This window comes from Pseudoalteromonas sp. NFXS53 (assembly GCF_056629255.1).
The window spans coordinates 30,375-49,047 of record NZ_JBWVBR010000020.1 but is presented as its reverse complement, the minus strand read 5'-3'; the positions used below and the strand labels follow the sequence as shown (position 1 = coordinate 49,047).

Below are 18,673 nucleotides of genomic sequence, written 5' to 3'. Positions count from 1 at the left end.
GCTCGATTGTGCCATTTGAGTCTAAAACTCGCTTAACAGCATAAAATATAGGAAAGATATGAAGCTAAGCACTGTTGTAATCTCATTATTCATTTTGATTCTGCCTATAAGCAACATGGCTTATGATCAAAATGAAAAACCAGAACTTGCAGGTAAGTATTTAGGGCAAACACCGCCCAGCTTAACCCCCCAAATCTTTGCGCCAGGCCTCGTATCGATTCAAGGTCGATATGAAATGGGAGTTTCATTTACTCCCAATCTCGAAGAAATCTATTTTTCTTCGCAAAAAGAAGGCGATGTGGCATATATACATTACTCACAAATAACTAATGGCGTATGGCAACCTATAAAAAAAGTGAATTTTACCCAAGGTGAAAAGGCTGGGGAAATGGAGCCGTTCGTTACACAAGATGGTAAGCATATTTACTTCACTGCATATAACAAAGACTTCACCGATACCAAGATTTGGGTAGTCAATCGAGAAAAGAATGGTTGGAGTACAGCTAAAAAACTTATATCCCCGATAAATAATGAAGAAGTATTTAATTCCACACTGGCAAGCAATGGCGACCTTTATTTTACCGATATCTTTAAATCACAAACCTTTTATTCACCGTTCAAAAACGGGCAATACCCAGAAATATTCCCCGCAGATATCCCTTTTGGTATTCATGGGTTTATTTCACCTGATCAAAGTTATTTACTCGTTGACAATAGAAATAGAGAAGAAAAATCAAGAAAAGACAGAGACTTATATATTTATTTCAAACAAAAAGATGGCGCTTGGTCCAAGCCTATTAATCTTGGTGAAAGCATAAACAGCAAAGTAAGCGAAACTGTCCCCACAGTTAGCCCCGATGGTAAATATCTATTTTTTAGTCGATTTGATGAAAAAGGAGGTTTCTCTAACATATACTGGGTAAGCACAGAGGTGATTGAAAAGCTGAGACCTAAGGTTTAACTATCGATTTTTAATAATAGTTTAAGCTAATTATTTTATACTTAACCTGAACTTTGGTTAAGAAATTTACTAAAATATTGATATTCAGATGATAAGTGTATTTTCAAGTTTGCAGCTGGAGATAGATTTATTATCCAGAGCTCAGGTTACTTAATAACAATCTCATTGAACGGCTCAGATTTACAGTAAAAATATTCAGCCAAACTACATGTTTGGTTATTTTCTTTTTTATGTCAGATAAAAGCCTTGTTGGTTTAACCACTCAATTGCTTCGTCATCGTCTATAAACTTTCTAAAAGTGACACCGGCATTTTCGATATGATGTTGAATATGGCTACCTTGGCAAGGGCTGTCTACTAACCAACATTCTACTTGTTGGTTGTGTCTGGCTAGTTGAATAGCATTGTTGTGTTTATAGTTGATAACTTCTTCAGAGACCTGCCAGCCTCGCAGATCAGCAAAGAGTGCCCACTTTGTATCGCGAACTTTAGCAATCGTTTCATCAAGCTCAGTTAAATAGGCAATATCAGATTGAATATCCCAGTCACCAGATATCTTAGCAACAACTATGTTGCTCTTGTGTTCAACGCTATAACTTGGTTTTACCATAGTAACTGACGCTTCTATTACAATTAATTCTATAATTAATTTATGAATGCTATTAATCAAATAATAGGCAATAAAAAGCCTGCTTTCAAAGTGATATGATAAGCTGCAACAGTATTGATTTAACTGAGTTAAACTCCAATGCCTTAGGGCTTTATTGTGCCTGTTACTCTACTTAATTATTCAAGTCTACTTTAAGTTGCCCTATCTGCTTTGCAAAACCACCCACTTCAACTTTAGTTACTTGCCCACTATTTAACTTTACACTCGCACTCAACCTTGACGCACACCCCATTGCTCGACCTTGTTCAAAAACAAAATCATGTGCCTCTTTATCTTTGAAAACATGCTTTACTAGATAACAAGCCAAAGCCCCCGTTGAGCTGCCTGTAGCTGATTCCTCTGGAATACCAAAAAGCGGCGCAAAATTTCGGCAACTAGCAGTGAACTGACTTTCAGAATCATTTAACTCAAAAGCATGCATGCCAATTAGATTGTGCTTTTCACAAAACTCGCTAAGTTTCTCGTTATCTACTTCTAATTTGTCTAAATAGCCTAAAGGCACTGGCACAATCACATCATGTAAGCCTGTGGAAATGACTTCGATGGGTAACTGAGTTGAAGATAATATATCAATCGGTAAGCCAGTTAAGTGAGCAATATCGTCATACTCGAAAGTCTGCAAATAACTCGGACAAGCTTGCTCCATCACAACAAGGCCGTTTTCTTCAACATTAACGGCTAAAACTCCAGCTTTCGTGCGTTGTTTATATTTGCCTGCAACAATAAGCTTCTTATTAAATAACGTTGAAAATGTTGCAAGCGTCGCATGACCGCAAAAATCGACTTCATCTGTAACAGTGAAAAACGATACTTCAAAGTCCACTTCATCATCTTTTGACACAAACGCTGTTTCTGAATAACCAACCGCTTGCGCTATTTTGAGTTTTTCAGCATGAGACAAGTTGTCCGCATTTAATACAACCCCAGCAGGGTTTCCGCCCTTGCCATCCATTGTGAACGAGTTAACTAAAATAGCGTTTATATCATGCAAATTCATGCTCCTTTCAATCGTTGATTTATGATCACTGTGATTTATTTTTCTGTGACTTCTTTAATACTTGAATACTTCTTTGAATAAATCTCTTGTAGGCTTTATCAGGTAGAAAGTTCGAAGCACCATTTACATCAAATTTTGCAACCAGTTCTCTTAATTCTACTTGTTTAAACATCGTTTCTTCATCCATACCTAGCTGGTGAAACTGTGCTATTTTATCCATCCATAACAACGTATTGTTTCTGAATTCTATTAAATGCGTTTTATCTGATGTCGCACCATGCCCCGGTATAATCAATGTATTTTCATCGCCAAGTTTTAATATGGCATCAATGGCTTTTTGAAAACCTTCAACGCCACCAGCATAAAATGTTGGGTGCCAACTTGTATCAAAAACGTCACCTACAAATATGATATTGCTATTGGGCTCATAAAAAATATTATCAATAGAAGAGTGGGACTTTACTGTTACATGCCTTAGCCCAAGTTTCTCATAATCTTGCTCTGCGATTTTCGCGCCTGCGTTAATAAAAAAAGCATTACCACCGGAATGATCTGAATGTGTATGGGTGTTGGCAATATAAACAATAGGTAAGTTACTTATTGAGTTTATTGCTTTTAACAGATCTTCTAAATGCTTTTCTCCAGGCATTGGATCTATCAGGACCACACTGCCATTATGCTGAAGCACACCAATGTTTGTACCATAAGACTTGCCTTTCAAAATGTGTACGTGTTCAGATATCTTTCGACTTTCTATTTCAGTTGCAAAAGCATTTAGACTAAGGAGTAAAAAACTAATCAGTAAACAGATTAACCGCATTGTCATCTCTTAATTATCAGAATTAACTCAACTGTTATAAACCAGAAAGTAAATTGTTTAAACCATTAATCTTAAAAGGGAATGTAACGTTATATGTATAAATGAAAAATTAGCTTCAGTATAGTTACAATAAAAAAAGCCGCTATCAAAAGCGGCTTACTTGTTAATTTTAGAGCTGTTAAAGCTTAAACCTCTCAACAGATTCAGCCAGCCTATGCGCAAACTCACTTAATGACTCACTGCCTTTAGCCATTTGCTTCATTGAAGATGCGTTATCACTAGCGGTATCTTTAGCCTCAAGCATGACATGGCCAATACGTTGGCAATCGCCCTCTTGTTGCCCCGCAGATTGTGTCACTTGCTCACTTAAATTCGTCACTTCATTTAGCGCATCTTCAATTTGTTGCATTACAGCAACCAATGCTTGGCTTTGTTCAACACAAACAGATGCATCTGTTTGCCCAACATGAATCGCATCAGCAGCTTGTTTGGTATCTTGTTGTAAGGCCGAAATCATCTTATTGATTTCTTCGGTTGAATCTTGAGTGCGAGACGCCAATGTTCTAACTTCATCAGCAACAACCGCAAAACCTCGACCTTGCTCACCCGCCCTTGCCGCTTCAATGGCTGCATTCAGAGCTAGCAGATTAGTTTGCTCAGCAATCGACACTATGGTGTCTAAAATCGACCCTATATTGTTACTGTGCGAGGTTAAACGGGTCATCATTTCCACCGCCTCTGTCATTTTTTCATCTAGTGATTCGATGTGAGACTGATTATCAACCACCAAGGTTGAAGCCTCAGCTTTACGTTCATTGGCCTGTAGTAAGCTCTCTAAACTTTGCTGTGCATTTTGAGACACGTTTGATGCTGAACTTGATACATTTTGTGCCAAACTCGCGGCATCATCCATTCTGATCATTTGTGATGCGGCATTATCTGCTACTAAACGACTTTCAGACAATGACTTTTCAGACACACTATCAAGCTCATGCACTTTGGTGTTTATGTCATTAAGCAGATCTCGAAGGCTGTCTTTTACCTTATTAATATTATCAATCAAAGTACCAAATTCGTCGTCATTGCGTTTTTGCATGTCACGAGAGAAATCTCCCTCGGCTAAATAATTAAGCATTTTATTCACTGCTTTCAGTGGAGAAAGCATGGCTTTACTTGTTGAAAATGCAATAAATGCGGCTAAACCCACAAAAATGACAACCAGAACGATTGCACTGGTTTGTGCTTGCGAAATGAGTTCTTGGGTTAGCTTTTGAGACGATTCAAATGATGTTTTGGTTTGATCTTGTATTTCATTTAATGAACTGATTACTTTTACAGCATGTTGCTCTGCTTGACGATAAGCCTTAGTCGCACCGGCTTGAGACTGGCGTTGTTTGCTGAGCGCTGAGTATAAGCTGCCAGGCGCTCTCAATAATGATTCTATTTCTTTTTGGGCGTTCTCAAAGCTGATAAACACATCATTGGCATTCACACCTTGGGCTTGGCGTTTCAAAAAAGCGTAATTATTGCTGATGTTATCCAGAATAAAAGACATATCTTCTTTGTGTGCAGCAATGCTTGCTAAATTGAGATTTGGAATTTGCTTTGCGTTTGTTTCCAAAGTGAACAACATGTCATCAATGCGAACACCTGTCCCCATCATCTCTTCGAGCTGACGGCCTTTTGCTCCTTCTATCAACTCGATATCTAGCATTGCCACACTGGCCTGCTCTTTACTGTCTAATAGAGTTTGCAACAAGGTGTCGATTTTATTTTGTGCGAGTAATGAGTTCGATTTTAATGCCAACATTTGATAGCCAGCTTGTTCCATTGAGCTTATCGCTTGCTCAACCTGAGACACTGAACTAATTAAAGCTTGGTTATACGACAGCTTACTTTTTAATTGGGCAGTTAAACTCTGCTGTGTCTGAGCGGCAGATTCAAAGTTACGTGTAGCTTGCTCGACCTCATTTTTCGACTCTAAATTGTATGCTTGGGCAACCTGTTTACTCAAGCGTAATTGTTGTAACTGTAACTCATCAACAGCTCTTTGGCCCGGTAATGTTATGTCTGTTACTTTCCTATTTGCATCACTGATCTGTGATAGCGCCATATATCCCAGTGAGCACGCCAGTAAAAGCAAAATCCCGATTGCCCCAAAGCCTGCTGTTATTTTTTGTTTTATTGTTAAATTGCTAAGCATAAAAATGGTTCCCACGGTTGAGGACCGACCACTATGTTATAAAACAAAGCAAATTCCAAGCATTTACTCTAAAACATTTAACGATTCTTTAATAAATTTAGGCAATTATGGCGAAAAATGCCAAGATGATAAGTAATTAAGCAATTGTAATATTGTTCAATATGAGGTTTTTAAACTTCACAAGTAATTAAGCCTAACTGCACGGTTGCACATAATAACTTGCTATAACACTTTAAAGTGAACTAACCACGCTGTAATGCCACTTTTTCAATGCCATGTGCCGGTGTAAACTGCTTAAAAGCTCTAAAGCCATGTTTCTCATATAACTTAATTGCCGGTTGGTTTACCACAGCAGTCTCGACGATGGCATATTCAAACGCTTTATTTTGCAAAACAAACTCAATTAAACGGCTCGCTATCCCTTGTTTAAAATACAGAGGTGATACCGTTAAGCTGTCTATTTCTAGAATTGTTTTTGAAATGTCCTGAGCTGAAGACTCATTCAATGATATTTCAATTACACCCGCAAGCTCACCTTCAACAATAAAACCATAAAACTGAGACGTTGAAGCTTGTATGTTTTGAACCGTGCGAGATAAAGGCGGAAAATTTTCGACACTAATTAGATCAGCCTCGATTTTGTAAGAGCTTTGAAAAACCTGATAGATTTGCTGGCTAACCTCATAGGAGGAATTGTTTAATTGTTGGATCATCATCTTACTTATTATTGTTATATATACAGAAAAGTACCGAGATTAACTCACCCAACAACTAGCAGATTGTTTTTGCTCAGCATTTTATGCGCAATGAAATTATAAAGTACCAGCCAGACAAACACACTCGTTAAGACTGCGTAGCCTCTAAAGGCAGGTAAAAGCCAAATCATCAACACCACAACCAACAAATATGTAATGAGTACTGACACAAGAAGTTTCCAAGATTTGAGCTTTAGTCGCACATTACAATGATTGCACTTAAAGTAGAACGGAAAAAAAGCGAGTGACATCGCAAAAGGCTCGATTTTCTCATGGCACTTTGGACAAATCGCATCAGACATCTTGGCTCCTCTAAACTTCGTACAACTCTAAAGGTAAACCATCTGGGTCTTGGAAAAAAGTAAACCGCTTTCCAGTGTATTCATCCACACGTATAGCCTCTACTTCAACCCCATGATTTTCTAATGCCTTTACTTCAGTGTCGATACATTCAACACCAAAGGCCAAATGCCTTAAGCCCTGAGCTTCTGGGCGGCTCACTCTTTCTGGCGCATTCAGAAAAGAAAACAATTCAATTTGGCTGCCATCAGGCAAAGCCAAATCTAGCTTGAAAGAGTCTCGCTCTGCTCGGTAATTTTCTGCAACGACTTGTAACCCTAAAACTTGTGTGTAAAAAGCTTTAGACCTTTCATAATCAGAACAAATAATTGCCACATGATGAATGCCTTTTAAATTCAACCTCTTCTCCTCGCAAAATAGGACATTATCAAAACTTACTCATCTATAAACGTCCAAGTGTCCGCACCGTCAAAACGCCTTACCTTAATATCTTGTGCAACTGCTGGGTCCACCATACGAAAATTCACAGCGGTTTTCTCTCTTCCGGTTTTTTCAGTCAAGGTGTAATGGGTAGTACACCCACATTTTCCACAGCGATGAAAGTGTATGAACTCGTCACCATGGCTATAAATTTCTGTACCACCTTGGTTGATATTGAGTGAAACGTCTTGCGGAGGATAGTTCCCCCACAGGGCCGCTAAACGATGGCAAATAGAGCAATTGCAACTGGTAAGTGACTCAGGTTTCGGCATAGTTAATTGAATATTCCCACAATGACAACTTGCATTTAGCATCTTATTTTCCCTTTATTTTTTATTAAGTTGTAGTAAGTCCCACTTATTGCCGTAAAGATCTTGAAATACCACTACTGTGCCATATGCCTCTTCTCGTGGTTCTTCATGAAACACCACGCCTTTACTTCTCATAAACTCATAATCGCGCCAAAAATCATTGGTCTGTAGAAACAAGAACACCCGGCCACCGGTCTGATTACCGACTGCGTTTTTCTGCTCATCAGAACTCGCCTGCGCTAATAATAGATTCGTGCCATTCGAGTTTGGCGGTGACACTTGAACCCAGCGTTTTCCGCCTCCCAACTCTGTATCTTCAACTAAGGTAAATCTAAGTTTGCTCGTGTAAAACTCAATGGCATCATCGTAGTTTTCAACCACTAGGGCAATACAACCTATACTTTGTTCAATTTTTCCTGACATCTCTGATCCGTCTATTTTGGCTTACTTCAATTCAATCATGACCAATTCGTTGTTAGTTTTCACAAAGTTATCACCCAACATCTTTAAAGACCGTTTTGAAAAATCACTCATAAACAAATTGTTTTTATCAAAACGACCAATAACTTCAGCTTGCTCTAATACTGGGTTATACAACCAAACATTTTGCTGCTTATCTTGAAGAAAAACTTCATTGCCTTTCATGTAATAACGGCCTTGAAGTGTTAATGCTGGCAGTGCTGTAATAGCTTGCACCTGACCGCCTACGATTTTTTTAAGTTGGCTGTTGTCATTCAATACTAGAGTGTTGTCGGGTAACACCTGTGCCCAATGAAAGGACCCTTCAAATAGAGTGCTAAGGCTATTCGTTTTTAAATCTATGGCAATTAGAGAGGTGTGTAACTCTGTTTCAGATTGTACGTACAAAGTATTTATTGTTGCTTGCAGCAATTGCTTTACAGGTACATCCAACTCGAGCTTTTTTGGTTTAGAGTTTTCATCAGCAAGGTTTAAAAACCAAACATGATTTTCAATGAGATAAGCCACTCGATTTTTATCTAACCAAATGTGATCTATAACAGCCCCTGCTTGAGTTAATTGCAAAAGCTGTTCACCTTGTTGCAGCCAAATCTGAGTTGCACCACTTCGATTGCTGAGTACACTGATTTCACCTGTTTCAGGTCGGAACTTACCCTGCATATCAGTAAATTTAGAAGGTGCAATATCAACGACATTGATAAGGTTAGTTACAGAGCTTAAGCGAACCTGATGATTGTCTCGACCGAGTAAAGCAAACAACTGCTTTTCAATAAACGTTAACTCCGATACTTGCATGCTACTAGCTAGGTTTGTTTTGCTTATGACCTTTCCCTGAGGACTGTATTCTACAAGTGATTTATCTAGAGCTACCCAAAGGTTGCCATTGTCTGAAAATGTCATAGCCAAGTTGTTAGAACTTAACGTTTGGTCGAAGCTGAAACCTAAGCTAATGGATTCAAGCTTTTTCTCCTTAAGTTCAAACACCTGTAATTGCTTGTTGTATCGCATCGCTAGTAAAGTTTTATCAGGCGATAAAAAAGCATTCTCAATCTGACCTGCAAGCAAACTAGTTTGTTGATGTGTTTGAATATTCAAAGAAATCAACTCTGACTGCCATTGTTTGTCGGTTTTAATAAACAAAAGTGTTTCATCATTTATGAAAAGCGGCGTGTGATTGAAGTCATTTTGGCAAGGCAATACACGAGTGAGCGCTTTAGTCTTGATATCTAACACCACTAATTCAGCGCATTTGACGCCATTTTGTTCAATGGTTTGGCCAAAACGCAGTTGCTGTTTATCTTTAGCTAAAACCATTCGACCATAAAGATGCGCTTTATTTAACAGCACTTCTCTCAGGTTGTTTTGTGTATTGTGAAGCACTAACTGGTTACCAGCTTGTTTATCGATAAAGATAAACTCAGTTTTGGACAGCGGCACTGCTTGAGCTAGTTGCTCAGTTTGTGTGTCTAAACTAATTAAATTCGCCTGAGCAGTTTCAGCTTTTGTCGCTGGTTTAAAAAACAAATGAATACACGTAAATATGACGATTAATAATGAAACAACACCTAACAAAGCAATTGGTTGATTCAAAAGACTCTGTTTGGCTTGGTGGGCGTCTGTGATGTTTTGCTTTTCAAGCGCCTCGCCTTCAAATGCCTCAACTTCAAGCTTTTCACCTTCTAGACTAGAAGTCACAAAAACCAAGCTATAACCACGTTTAGGATGCGTTTTAATAATGCCCTGCTGTTTGGCTGTATCGCCAAGAGACTTTCTCAGTTGTGCGATAACACGCTGTAACGCATTTGGAGCAACAATCACATCTTGCCAAACTTGTTGTTGTAATTGCTCATAACTGACAAGCTCACCTTTGGCATCAAATAACACTTTAAGCACCGCCACCAGCCTAGGTTCGAGTTGCGTTACAGTGCCTTGCTTGCTTAGTTCGCCTGATTGCCAGTTTATGGTGAAACCATGAAAATGTGCTTGTTGCATACTTAGTGAGCTCGTAAGTTCTGCAAGATATTGCACTGACTCGAATTTGGGTCATCACATCCGTCAAGCAAGCCTGTTAAGGTTTGCTCTAATGCTTCGAGTTCAATTTTGGCTTTTTTAACTCGCTCTAATTGCGCTGCGATTAAGTCATCAACATGATTATTGTGCCCTTCGCAGGCATTGCCATGATCGCACCCAAGCACTTTTTTAATCTCTTCAAGAGGAATTTGTAAATCTCTACAGCGGCGAATAAACGATAAACGCTCAACATCTTCTTGCTGATAAACGCGATAACCGTTGGCGGCACGGGCGGGCTCTGGTAATAATCCTATCTCTTCGTAATAACGAATGGTTTTACTGGTCACCTGAGTTAATTTTGAAAGTTCGGCAATTTTCATGTTGACCTTCCCGTTACTGGAAGCTTTATAGTGGCCTTACATTAACGCACTTTTTATTCGTGTGAAATAGTTAAACTCATTTAAATTATTGGTTTATAGATTAGTCATGTTGAAATCGCGCATCGCATACATTTTTGTATTGGTCTTGCTGCACAGTTTATTAAATTGTGACCGCGCGCCTTTTCATGCCGATAATAGTCATGATGAACCTGTCCATGTACATGAGTTAGTTAAATCACCTCATTTCGATCAAGCCGACGATGGCTCGCAGGTTTTCCACGCTGATATTCATAACCACCACACTTGTCACAGCGGCAATAGCATTAAAGTTCAAAGTGTGCTGGCTTATAGCGAACAAATCAGCAGTTACAACCCTGCTTATCAAAGCAAATGTTACCCGCCTTTAGTACCGCCTCCGAGTTTACTCAATCACGCCTAGCGCACACATTTATAAATTTTTGAACTGATGATTCATTGCTATTGCTTCTAGCTTCTAGCTTCTAGCTTCTAGCTTCTAGCTTCTAGCTATCATCCAGTGTGCGCTCGACTGTTAATTTTCATCCAGAATTTTAATAAATTGAGTAACGAACATGAAAAAGGTCTCACTTTTGATCATGGGTTTGGCTGTTTGTATGCCACAACCTGTGTGGGCTGAGCAAACGCCGCTTAGCCTAAAAACTGTGCTACAACGCACACAAACAAACCACCCTAGTTTGCAACTTTACAAAGAAAAAGCAGCCATTATCGAAGCGAACCGCTTACAAGCGGGTTTATCGCCTAACCCAGAATTAAGCTTCTCGCTCGAAAATGTATTCGGCAGTAACGAAACAAAAGGTGTCAGTGCTATAGAAGGCACTTTGCTTATCAGCCAATTATTTGAACGCGGTGATAAAAAGCAGCGTCGCATTGCAATGCAAGATAGCAAACTGGCGCAATTTCAGACCGAATATCAACTCACACAACTCGATGTGTTTGCTGATGCCACCGCGCAATATTACCAGGTGATGCACTTACAAAGCTTGCTAGCATTAAGCCAAACGCAGCAAAGTACGGTATCGGACGCGCTTAATACCATTAAACAACGCGCAGCGGCGGGTGCGGTATCGAATGCCGATGTGGCTCGGATGCAGTTTGAATACGGTACGCTACAGCTCGAACAGCAACAGCTTGAAAGTGAATTTACAACAGCAAAACTGCGCCTTGCTCAATTTTGGTTAGGTGAAACTGACTTCAATACCGTTCAAAAACTACTACCAACTCGCAGAAACGCTAACGGTAATGCTAACAGCAATCTGAAAGCAGAACTGAGCCTGCCAAATTTAGCTGACTTACATAACGCTATTGATCTGGCACCTGAAATTCAGCTTATCTCACAACAAGTGCTAGCCGAACAAGAAACTATGCAAATGGCTTCAGCCAATTCGGTCGCAGATCTTACTCTTGGCACAGGAGTCAGATTTGATAATGCCAGTAACAGTGCTTCACTGCTGTTTGAAGCAGCAATGCCTCTGCAACTCAGCAATCCGCAACAAGGCAATATTAAAGCGGCTCGTGCGCAAATCGACTTATTAAGTGAACAGCAGCAATTAATTCGCCAATCTCTTAAGCAGCAGATAACCCAAACCTACACCCAAGCGCAAAACCAACAGCGCAGACTCTTGCTGTTGCAAAGCCAATTACTCCCTTTGGCAAAAACTTTAATCTCACAAAGTTTAGACAGTTATCGTCTTGGGCAGATCTCAGTGTTGCAACTGTTAGATGCGCAAAAAGAGCGTTTCAATACCGAGCAAGCGATCATAGACACACAGATATCACTGCTTAATTCGCACCTTATGTTACAGCGTCTAATTGGCAATACCTCGCTATCAGCACTGAATAACGCTCATTCTCTGTCACCTCTCTCTAAAGAAACTGCAACTTCTTCGCCATGGAGCAACACACTATGAAATCATTAAAACTATCGACTATCGCCTTAATATTCGCTTTCTCAACGCTCGGTCTGACTCATAGCACTATGGTTTTTGCTGGCGAAGGACATGATCACGATGAAAAGACAACTTCGGCTCAGAAACAACTGCAACATGATGAAGAAGAAAATGTGGTGGTGCTCACCGAGCAAGCCATTTTAGCCAATGGTATAAAAACCGAACGTGCGAGCAGTGGCATAATAAGCCAACACGACACCTTGTTTGGCGTGGTCGCGCCAACCATAGACAACACTTTCACCATCATGGCACCTTATCAGGGCATTGTTGAAAAAGTATTTGTAGAAATTGGTGATCGAGTGACTAAAAACCAGCCGTTACTCAAAGTACAAAATCGCCAAACCTTACAAAGCTATATCATCAAAAGTCCTGCCGATGGAGAAGTAACAGAGCGTTTAATTGCGCAGGGGCAACTGGCGTTAGATCAAACCTTACTGACCATCATTAATCTTGAGCAAGTGTGGGTTGAGCTGTCGGCATTTCCAGAAAACATCGAAAAGCTCAAAATCGGTCAAAGCGCTGATATTTACGATTTACACCAACACTTAAACACCTCGGGCAAGGTCTCGTATATCGCCCCTATGATGACAGGCGGACACATCGCTCGGGCAAGAGTGGTGCTAAACAACCGTGACGGACACTGGCGACCAGGCATGCATGTGAAAGCCGATGTAAAAACGGCAGAGCTTACAAGCCAATTAAGAGTGAAACAAACCGCCATTCAAAGCTTAAAAGACGAAAACGTGGTGTTTGTTAAAACTGCAAACCGCTTTGAGGCGCGTCATGTAAAACTTGGTGAAGCCAACCGCGAATGGGTGTCGGTCATTGAAGGCTTAAATGCAGGCGAAGAGTATGTCACTGAAAACAGTTACATCTTAAAAGCCGATATTCTAAAAAACGGCGCAAGCCACGCGCACTAAGGAGCAGAGATGATTGATTTTATAGTTTCTTTTGCCGTAAAGCGTCGCTGGCTAGTCATGGCTGCCACTTTGCTGGTTGCCGCATTTGGTGTGTATAACATGACGCGCTTATCGATTGATGCGGTCCCAGACATTACCAACGTACAGGTGCAGATCAATACCAAAGCCACCGGTTTCACTCCTTTAGAAACCGAGCAACGGATCACCTATTTAATAGAAAACGCCATGGCAGGATTACCAAACCTCGAAACAACACGCTCGCTGTCGCGTTATGGTTTATCTCAAGTCACCGTTATTTTTAACGAAGGTACCGATATTTACTGGGCAAGACAGCAAATTGGCGAACGTCTGCAAAGTGTTCGCAGCGAATTGCCCCGCAACATAGAGCCCAGTATGGGCCCTATCGCCAGTGGTTTAGGGGAAATATTTACCTATATTGTTAGAGCACAAGAGAGTGCCAAAAAGCCCGATGGCTCGGCTTATAGCGCAGAAGATCTGCGCACTTTGCAAGACTGGGTTATCAAACCGCAACTCATGAAAGTTAAAGGGATCACTGAGATAAACAGCATTGGCGGGTTTGAAAAGCAATATCAAGTTGCCCCTGAGCCGAGCAAACTACTGGCGTATAAACTGACTATTGCCGATGTGGTTAATGCCCTTGAGCAAAATAATGCCAATCGCGGCGCAGGTTATATTGAGCGCAATGGCATGCAATATTTGGTTCGCTCTCCCGGGCAATTGAAAACCCTGACGGACATTGAACAACTTGTAATCGCAAGGCGTGACGATGCACCCGTTCGTATTAAAGACATAGGCAAAGTCTCTTATGGAAAAGAGCTGCGAACCGGCGCTGCCAGTTATGGCGGTGAAGAAGCGGTACTTGGCACAGCCATGATGTTGATGAGTGAAAACAGTCGTGTGGTTGCCAAAGCCGTTGCAGATAAACTACAAGCAATTCAAAGTAGTTTGCCTAAAGGCGTTATTGTCGAAGCCGTTTACGACCGCACAACGTTAGTTGATAAAACCATTGCCACCATAGAGAAAAACCTATTTGAGGGCGCGGTGTTAGTCATCGTTATTTTGTTCCTGTTACTTGGCAACATCACAGGTGCGCTCATTACCGCATTGGTTATTCCACTGAGTATGTTGTTTGCCATGACAGGCATGGTAAGCAATCGCGTATCGGGTAACTTAATGAGCTTGGGCGCCATAGATTTTGGCTTGATTGTCGACGGCGCGGTCATAGTCGTTGAGAATGCCCTGCGCCGTTTGGGATTAGCCCAACACCAACACGGTCGCTTGTTAACCTTAAAAGAGCGCTTAGACGTTGTGTATCACAGTACCAAAGAAGTCTTTAATCCCGCCGCATTTGGCATGCTGATCATCATGTTGGTGTATTTACCCTTATTTGCCCTGCAAGGCGTCGAGGGCAAAATGTTCCAGCCAATGGCGTTTACCGTAATCGCTGCGTTAATTGGCGCGCTGATCTTTTCTATTACCTTTGTGCCTGCGGCCATTGCCATTTTCGTTAAAGGCAAAATTGAAGAAAAAGAAAATCGAGTCATGCGCTCAGCAAAAGCCATTTACCAGCCGTTACTCGCATACTCTTTGAAACACTCGGTTGCGTTAGTCGCCGTGGCATTCACTTTTGTAGGAATTGTCGCTTGGCAAGCACAAAAACTTGGGGCTGAATTTTTACCTAAACTCGACGAAGGCGATATTGCTATGCATGCGCTTCGGATCACAGGCACTGGGTTAGAGCAATCGGTTGAGATGCAATTAACGCTTGAAAACACCATTAAAACCATGCCTGAAGTGGCGCATGTGTTCTCAAAAATTGGCACACCTGATGTCGCCACCGATCCTATGCCGCCGAATGTGGCAGACACCTTTATGATCTTAAAGCCTAAATCTGAATGGCCCAACCCTGATGAGAGTAAAGCTGATGTACTTGCTCGACTCAGAGCTAAAGTCGCTGACATGCCGGGTAATAAATACGAGTTTACTCAACCCATTGAAATGCGCTTTAACGAATTAATCGCCGGAGTACGCGCCGATGTGGCACTGCGGATTTATGGCGATGACTTAAGTGTACTTGAACAATATGGCGAAAACGCCACGGCATTATTGAAAAATGTCCGTGGTGCCACCGATGTGCGCTTAGAGCAAATGGCTGGCTTACCGACTTTATCGGTTGAACCACAGCGTGATCATTTGGCGTTACTCGGCTTAACGGTCAGTGATATTCAAGACACCCTCGCCACTGCAGTCGGTGGTGTTGAAACAGGCCTAATTTATGAAGGCGACAAACGCTTTAAACTCTTAGTCAGGCTTGATAAACAATGGGCGCAAGATTTAGAGGCCTTAAAATCACTGCCTGTGGCTTTACCTGCAAGTCAAAACCCAGATCTGGCGTTTGTGCCCTTGGGCGAAGTGGCCAATATCGAGTTGACCACAGGGCCGAATCAAATTAACCGTGAAAGCGGCAAACGCAATGTGATTGTCACCGCCAACGTTGATGAACGAGATTTAGCCAGTTTTATCAGTGAAACAAAAACACTTATGAATGGCGAACTAAATCTTCCTGCAGGTTATTGGCTTGATTATGGGGGGACTTTTGAGCAACTCGAATCAGCCAGTCAGCGACTCAGCATTGTAGTACCTGTGACTTTATTATTGATTTTAGGGCTGCTTTATAGCGCGTTTAATTCAATCAAAGATGCATTGGTCATTTTCAGTGGCGTACCATTGGCATTAACGGGTGGGGTATTGGCTTTAGTGCTCAGAGACATGCCTTTTTCAATTTCTGCCGCAGTCGGCTTTATTGCCCTCTCTGGTGTCGCAGTACTTAACGGTGTCGTCATGCTGTCATTTATTAAGCAGCTCAGGGAGCAAGGTTTAAACCTATACCAAGCCATCGAGCAAGGGGCGCTTCAAAGGTTACGCCCAGTCATGATGACCGCCTTAGTCGCCAGCCTTGGCTTTTTGCCCATGGCGCTGAATGTAGGCACTGGTGCAGAAGTACAAAGGCCACTGGCTACCGTCGTCGTCGGCGGTATTGTCACCTCGACACTCCTGACTTTAGTGGTGTTACCTGCGCTTTATAAATTGGTTTATCGAAGATAACGGTACTTTCTTTTTTATAAAGTAATCATTTCAAGAATAGTTACTTTAAGGAATAGCCACTTTAAGAAGCAGTGTTGGAACGCTGCTTCTTATTTAAAGTTTATGAATTGTTATTTTGCATAGATAGAAATTAGGCAGAAACTTTTATTTGCTTAACACCACATCAAACATCACACCCATAGTCGCCATATATACCAAATAAATTACACCTGACTTTAAAATTGTGACCCACCATGATGCCTGATACATGGTCTTAAATGCTTGTAAAAAGTACCACAAAGCATATAACAAGATAGGTGGTTGAAGAATGAGAAAAGTTGTGTGCTTTTGTTCTAATACCTCAAGTGGCCCCATTAAAATCAAGACCAAGTAACTCATGGTATGAATATGTAACGAAAACACAATATTACTCACCATGTAACTACTTGGGTAAAGTGCTTTTACGTAGAGAGCAAATAGAGGGAACAAGATAAACATCGCTTTAGAATACAAATCTAAAGACGAAGCCGAGTAATCTTCTGCGACAATAAAGAATTGTTGAAATGTCGAAAATAATAAGAAAAAGATCACACTAACAACTAAGTACAGCCTAAGTGGAGGCGTATATTTGGCACGCATTCCATGCTCGTACTCATGCGAGGCTAAACCCGGCTTGATGAACAAAGTTTTCAGTGTTCGAGAAAGCCTGCCATCAATATCTAACAATTCATGCACAGATTCTCTTATAAAAGGAATTAGTGGTTGCCTAGTTGATTTAATACTTTGCCCACATTGAGAACAAAACTTAGCTTCATCAGATAACAAGGCTTGGCAATTCTTACAATTCAATTCCATATAATTATTCGTTATTTACTTAAAAACTATAGGTTTTTAAGTTGCTATATGACTTTTATTCATTTCATATTAGATATTCGAGCAACGCAAGTAATATTGAAGATAAAACGTTATTTCAACTCTGGTTAGTCTGCTAGTTAAATATTAAAAATGGACTGCTCTCTCTTAACCACCCATGACCTTGGTCGTATTACTAACTTTATGCAACTTGATTTATAAATATCTCGTAAACGCGTTTTTGATGACATTTAAGCAATAAGCGCGATGTAAAATCGGCGCCTACAGAATAAAAACAGTGAAGATCCGTAGGCTTGGGTTTACCCCACGCCAAAACAAAATTTATCTGGCTGATTTTTAAAGTCACTTTCGATAAAATAGCGAACTTAACAAGTGTTCAATTCCACACAAAACGCGCACTAAAATAAGGCAAAAACTCATTTCTCACAGAATTCACTTTAGCTCAACGTTATTAATCACCTACTCAATTGGCGCATTTGCTTGCTTTTTATTGCACGCATTTTTTGCGTTTCCTGTGGTTTTAGCAGCAAGTATTCCCGCATTTGTCGCAAGCTTTATTCCGAGCAATGAAAAACTCGCACACCACCCCCATGCAACCTTGTATGCAGGCTGCTTCACCGGTATGTGCTCTGTCGAATTAATAGAAAGCGTATGGGCGTTATCGCTTATTTGCTTAATAGGCACCTTGCTTTATGTTTCAAGTATTCGTTTATTCAGTGGCTTTGGCGGACGACTTGGCGGAATTGCGTTTACCTCGGTCGCTATTTTTGTACTTACTAGACAGGTATTGATGTAATGCTAAATTCGATTGCAATTGATTTGTTATTTATCTCGTTATTGGGCGCTATTTCAACCTACCTGTTAGCAAAACGAAACCGCTTTGATGCCATCCGTGCGTCAAGCTGCTTATCTATTTTAGCCTATGGTATTTTCTACTTAGTTGGTTTGAATACTGAACTTTATAGCTTGGTATTTTTTGGCAGTACTTTTGTAGGCATGAGTGCCCCTATTCGGTTCGGCCTTGAAAGCATTTGTTTATCTGCGGTTTTGTTTGCGCTGTTTTTTGAGTATCTCATCCCTCACTTAACAGGATTTGGTGGCGCACTTGGGATCAGTGCATTCTTGTCAGTATGTATTTCCCATATCGCTTTTCTACTGCTCGCCAAGATAAAAAGGTTTGCACCCTAACCTTTCTCAAAGATTACAGAATAACAATAAAAATCATCACCTTAAAATGAAAACCAGCAAGAAAAACTAACCTAAACCCTGATCCACTCTCGTTTTTAGAATCAATTTACTTTTATATCTAATTATTTATTAAGGATATAAATTCAAGTTATGAGCACATAAGAAACCTCTTCACAAAAATTTAAAATCCAATAAAAACATAAAGTTAAAAACAAAAATACAAAATATTAGAACTC

The 18,673-nt window shown here is 40.6% G+C and carries 18 protein-coding genes; 7 read left to right on the top strand and 11 right to left on the bottom strand.

The genetic code is table 11. The features are described 5' to 3' along the window. Window positions 1-58: 58 nt before the first annotated feature. Window positions 59-961, top strand: coding sequence for a TolB family protein (locus AC1HJP_RS18205; RefSeq protein ID WP_480362990.1), 903 nt, complete (start codon window positions 59-61; stop codon window positions 959-961). A 228-nt stretch (window positions 962-1,189) separates the two neighbouring features. On the opposite strand, the gene AC1HJP_RS18200 is transcribed toward AC1HJP_RS18205, so the two are convergent. From AC1HJP_RS18200 to AC1HJP_RS18155, 10 genes are all read right to left on the bottom strand, one after another. Continuing rightward, complete coding sequence (locus AC1HJP_RS18200) at window positions 1,190-1,570, bottom strand: hypothetical protein (protein ID WP_480362989.1); 381 nt, start codon at window positions 1,568-1,570, stop codon at window positions 1,190-1,192. A 172-nt stretch (window positions 1,571-1,742) separates the two neighbouring features. Further along, on the bottom strand, window positions 1,743-2,621 hold the full coding sequence (locus AC1HJP_RS18195) for a PhzF family phenazine biosynthesis protein (protein WP_480362988.1): 879 nt from the start codon (window positions 2,619-2,621) through the stop codon (window positions 1,743-1,745). Window positions 2,622-2,652: 31 nt separating this feature from the next. Beyond that, window positions 2,653-3,447, bottom strand: a complete 795-nt coding sequence (locus tag AC1HJP_RS18190; RefSeq protein ID WP_480362987.1) for an MBL fold metallo-hydrolase — start codon at window positions 3,445-3,447, stop codon at window positions 2,653-2,655. Window positions 3,448-3,625: 178 nt separating this feature from the next. Further along, window positions 3,626-5,650 carry a methyl-accepting chemotaxis protein gene (locus AC1HJP_RS18185; RefSeq protein ID WP_480362986.1) on the bottom strand — a complete coding sequence of 675 codons (2,025 nt, stop codon included), beginning with the start codon at window positions 5,648-5,650 and terminating at the stop codon, window positions 3,626-3,628. 242 nt (window positions 5,651-5,892) lie between these two features. Continuing rightward, window positions 5,893-6,366 (bottom strand): GNAT family N-acetyltransferase, encoded by a 474-nt coding sequence (locus AC1HJP_RS18180; RefSeq protein ID WP_480362985.1) that lies wholly within the window; start codon window positions 6,364-6,366, stop codon window positions 5,893-5,895. Window positions 6,367-6,717: 351 nt separating this feature from the next. Further along, window positions 6,718-7,104, bottom strand: a complete 387-nt coding sequence (gloA2, locus tag AC1HJP_RS18175; protein ID WP_480362984.1) for an SMU1112c/YaeR family gloxylase I-like metalloprotein — start codon at window positions 7,102-7,104, stop codon at window positions 6,718-6,720. A gap of 35 nt (window positions 7,105-7,139) precedes the next feature. Further along, the gene (locus AC1HJP_RS18170; protein WP_480362983.1) at window positions 7,140-7,499 is read right to left on the bottom strand and encodes a GFA family protein; all 360 of its coding nucleotides are present in this window, start codon (window positions 7,497-7,499) and stop codon (window positions 7,140-7,142) included. 12 nt (window positions 7,500-7,511) lie between these two features. Beyond that, the gene (locus AC1HJP_RS18165; RefSeq protein WP_480362982.1) at window positions 7,512-7,919 is read right to left on the bottom strand and encodes a VOC family protein; all 408 of its coding nucleotides are present in this window, start codon (window positions 7,917-7,919) and stop codon (window positions 7,512-7,514) included. Window positions 7,920-7,940: 21 nt separating this feature from the next. After that, entirely contained in the window at window positions 7,941-9,968 is a 2,028-nt protein-coding gene (locus tag AC1HJP_RS18160) for a winged helix-turn-helix domain-containing protein (protein WP_480362981.1), read from the bottom strand. Window positions 9,969-9,970: 2 nt separating this feature from the next. Continuing rightward, window positions 9,971-10,366 carry a MerR family transcriptional regulator gene (locus tag AC1HJP_RS18155; RefSeq protein WP_480362980.1) on the bottom strand — a complete coding sequence of 132 codons (396 nt, stop codon included), beginning with the start codon at window positions 10,364-10,366 and terminating at the stop codon, window positions 9,971-9,973. A gap of 106 nt (window positions 10,367-10,472) precedes the next feature. On the opposite strand from AC1HJP_RS18155, the gene AC1HJP_RS18150 reads away from it, so the two are divergent. The 4 genes from AC1HJP_RS18150 to AC1HJP_RS18135 all read left to right on the top strand — a co-directional run bounded on the left by AC1HJP_RS18150 (window position 10,473) and on the right by AC1HJP_RS18135 (window position 16,397). Beyond that, window positions 10,473-10,805 carry a hypothetical protein gene (locus AC1HJP_RS18150; RefSeq protein ID WP_480362979.1) on the top strand — a complete coding sequence of 111 codons (333 nt, stop codon included), beginning with the start codon at window positions 10,473-10,475 and terminating at the stop codon, window positions 10,803-10,805. Between the two features lie 151 nt (window positions 10,806-10,956). Continuing rightward, complete coding sequence (locus AC1HJP_RS18145; RefSeq protein WP_480362978.1) at window positions 10,957-12,312, top strand: TolC family protein; 1,356 nt, start codon at window positions 10,957-10,959, stop codon at window positions 12,310-12,312. Continuing rightward, on the top strand, window positions 12,309-13,271 hold the full coding sequence (locus tag AC1HJP_RS18140) for an efflux RND transporter periplasmic adaptor subunit (protein ID WP_480362977.1): 963 nt from the start codon (window positions 12,309-12,311) through the stop codon (window positions 13,269-13,271). The genes AC1HJP_RS18145 and AC1HJP_RS18140 overlap by 4 nt, the downstream gene beginning before the upstream one ends. Window positions 13,272-13,280: 9 nt before the next feature. Then, window positions 13,281-16,397 (top strand): efflux RND transporter permease subunit, encoded by a 3,117-nt coding sequence (locus AC1HJP_RS18135; protein ID WP_480362976.1) that lies wholly within the window; start codon window positions 13,281-13,283, stop codon window positions 16,395-16,397. A gap of 144 nt (window positions 16,398-16,541) precedes the next feature. Here AC1HJP_RS18135 and AC1HJP_RS18130 read toward each other — a convergent pair whose 3' ends face one another. Next, a complete protein-coding gene (locus AC1HJP_RS18130) occupies window positions 16,542-17,231 on the bottom strand; it encodes a DUF3667 domain-containing protein (RefSeq protein WP_480362975.1) in 690 nt (229 codons plus the stop codon). 532 nt (window positions 17,232-17,763) lie between these two features. Here AC1HJP_RS18130 and AC1HJP_RS18125 point away from each other — a divergent pair. Together AC1HJP_RS18125 and AC1HJP_RS18120 are read left to right on the top strand one after the other, a co-directional pair. Then, window positions 17,764-18,045, top strand: a complete 282-nt coding sequence (locus AC1HJP_RS18125; RefSeq protein WP_480362974.1) for a hypothetical protein — start codon at window positions 17,764-17,766, stop codon at window positions 18,043-18,045. 11 nt (window positions 18,046-18,056) lie between these two features. Beyond that, a complete protein-coding gene (locus AC1HJP_RS18120; RefSeq protein ID WP_404396979.1) occupies window positions 18,057-18,437 on the top strand; it encodes a hypothetical protein in 381 nt (126 codons plus the stop codon). Window positions 18,438-18,673: the final 236 nt, after the last annotated feature.